A 3,002-nucleotide genomic window follows, 5' to 3' on the forward strand; every position below is an offset into this window, starting at 1 on the left:
CCCAAAATCCCTTTCTTGCCGTAAAAGAGCTGATGGATGGGTGAAAAAATCAACAATTCTACTCCTTGGGACACAGGGAGTCTGCCGGAAAAGATAAGTAATTATCTTGCTAGTTAGGACCACCTTCGGGTGAGTGAAACCTACGGAGGGAGGATAAGACCAGCTTAGAGATTGCTCGCGTCGAGGCTCTCCCGTTGAAAGAGGAAGCCCGCACTCTATTTGTTTACAATAATGAGTGTCGGGTATGTCACGTATCTATGATAACATTCAAATATCTACTGTTGGGACTGACTTACTTAGGTTTCGGCTGGGGATATTTGCCCTGGCTGCGGATGAACCGGGCGGCGATCGCAATTGTTGGGTCAGATGAGTGCCGTAGCTTTGGGGAGTAGGAGACCTCAAAACTGCTTGGCAGGCGATCGACACCTATCTGTAAACGATATCGCGCGAGGGATTCCCGCGCCCGTTAGCTAAAAGGCGATCGGCAATAGACAAGATTGCACTCATTTGCAAATTATCTTGAAAAATCATCTGCGTTTACCTGTGTTTATCTGCTTGACATCTGCGGTTCCTGTATAATTGAATGATTGATGCAAGAGGTCTAATATCTTAGGTTTTGAGATTATTCCTTCTTCCCTTCCCTCTCTTCCTTCGCGACAAGAGCGCTATCGTGGTTCGTTACAACAGCAAAACTAGCAATTTTCCAAGGTTCTATCTTAAAACTTTCCGATAGAGGCAACCTTTCAGACAAAATTGCAGACCTTTCTAGCAAATCGACAGACTCTAAAATCTCCAATCCCAAATCGCCATCCAATGCTAACACAGCCTGTTTGCCCTCGGATTCGCAACACCGAAAAATCCAGACATTCGCATCATCTTCCGACTGTTTGAAAGCCATCAACACTAAATTTTCGGCGGACAAATCCAAGAACTTGCCAACGGGTGGCAGAGTCCGATCGCGATTTTCCGGCAACTGCGACAACACCTTTACTAACAGCGGCATATTCAACTCGCAGCCGCGCCGAACAGTGCCAGCATCTTGCCAATTTCCAGCGTGGGGATAGACGGCACAAGTAAATTGGGAAACTCCAACATCTGCTGCTTCATCCGGCCAAGTGGAACTTCTGAGCAAAGTCAGCCGAATTTGATTTGGTTGAATGTCGCAACCGTATTTACAATCGTTGAGCAAACTGACTCCAAAACCGTCATTGCTGATATCAGTCCAACGGAAAATCGGTACTTCCCATTTGGCTTTTTCTGCCGGTGTCTGCGGCTTGGTCGTGCGTGCGATCGCGCCGCCGGGAATTTCGCAAGTTGCAAAATCTGCTGCGACATTTAACCCGAAGGCTGTTTTGACTAAAACGTGAGTTTCTTGCCAATCTACGACTGTCTTGATTTTCAGCAGTGGCGAACCTGTTTCTACTATATAATCTTGGCTAAACTCGGATTTACCAATTTGCATAACTACGCGCAAACTCTGCCGTACTTCTCCCCGGTCTACCCAAGAAATCTGTTTGAGTATCGGGGCGGGTAATGGATGTTTTTGGTAATTCGGATCGATGTTCCAAGCATCCCAATATTGACCGCTGTCTTGAAAGGCTTGCAGTTGATTGCCTCCGACTGCATTCAGGACTTCTCTATTGTTTGCTTTATCCCAAATGCTGGATAAATTACCAGTTTCTGCGTCTACTGTTGCCCGAATAAGCTCATTTTCTAAGACCGTTTCTGGGGCTGAAAAAAGCGTTTCTTGACAAGGCGTGTTTTTTTGTGCTATACCGTATGTAAGTTTTGATAAATCTGTCTTTTTTTCGGTGGCTGAGCTTGCAGGGGCATGATTTAGGGTTTGAGCGCCATGGCAAAGCCAAAAAACGCGGTAGCCGATCGCCGGAACACTCTGGGCCGAAAATAACAGTGTAGATTGGGATTGCGATGGGAGTCGATCGCCCTTAACAATCTGCGAAGTCAACCGCCCTCCCGATAAGTCGTAAATTTGCCAAGCTGCGTCGGGGGAATCGGGAAGAGTTACGGCGACAACTTCAGAGCGCGACCAATTGAGAGAATTGAAAACAAAAATCGGTTGAGCGTCCGACTGCGGAGGAGAAGGTAGAGAAATCTGAGCAGCGATCGCATCTAAGGATTGTAGCAGGATGTGGTGGCAAGAGCGATCGACCTCAGCAAAGGCTAGATTAGCATCAGTGTAGACCTGGGCGATCGCCGAACCGGGCAAAATATCGTGAAACTGGTTAAACAACACCTGTTTCCAAGCCAATTCTAACTCAACTTTCGGATAAACCGCACCAGTGCAGATTGTCGCGATCGAAGACAACAACTCCGCTTGATAGAGCAAATCTTCGCAGCGGCGATTTTGGCGTTTTTGGTCAGCGCGAGTCGTGTAACAACCCCGGTGGAATTCTAAGTAAAGTTCGTCTTTCCAAATCGGGAGATTGGGAGAGGGGGAGAGGGGAAGAGAGGGGGAATTTTTTAGTTGAGATTTCTCTTGGTGAATTTCGGTTGGGAAATCAAGGTATTTAGGTTCTGATTCCGAAAATTTACCGGAAAAATCACCTACTAAGCCGGACAAATTCTCGGTTGTTTTCCTAAGTTGCAAATTTTCCTCGTTTTCTACCGAATTCGTTTCACTTTCGGATGAACTTGTCGAATTTTCGAGTAATTTTCCCGATGCGACACCTGATAAAGTTTCGACAACTTCAGGAATTGGCAAACTTGCGGGAGTTTTTAGATTGGAGTTGAGGCTTTCGGGTAAATTTGCGGAATTTTCGACTAATTTTGGAGGTGCGACATCCGATAAAGTTTTCACAACCGTCTCAGCTTGCAAACTTGCGGGAGTTTCCTGACTTGAAGTTCGACTTTCGGGTAAAGTTGCGGAATTTTCGAGTAAATTTGGAGGTGCGACATCCGACAAAGTTTCGACAACTTCAGGAATTGGCAAACTTGCGGGAGTTTTGAGATTGGAGTTGAGGCTTTCGGGTAAATTTGCGGAA

At 46.3% G+C, this 3,002-nt stretch carries 2 protein-coding genes; one reads left to right on the forward strand and one right to left on the reverse strand.

Annotation, left to right across the window (positions count from 1 at the left end; all coding sequences use genetic code 11):
* The first annotated feature begins 257 nt into the window (after positions 1 to 257).
* Positions 258 to 392: a hypothetical protein gene (locus JGK20_RS33825; RefSeq protein WP_293180234.1), complete on the forward strand. Its 135-nt coding sequence runs from the start codon at positions 258 to 260 to the stop codon at positions 390 to 392.
* A 230-nt stretch (positions 393 to 622) separates the two neighbouring features.
* Here JGK20_RS33825 and JGK20_RS33830 read toward each other — a convergent pair.
* The coding region (locus JGK20_RS33830) for a glycoside hydrolase family 38 C-terminal domain-containing protein (protein WP_293233765.1) at positions 623 to 3,002 on the reverse strand (2,380 nt) is incomplete at its 5' end.

Source organism: Microcoleus sp. PH2017_05_CCC_O_A (genome assembly GCF_020738785.1).
GTDB lineage: Bacteria > Cyanobacteriota > Cyanobacteriia > Cyanobacteriales > Microcoleaceae > Microcoleus.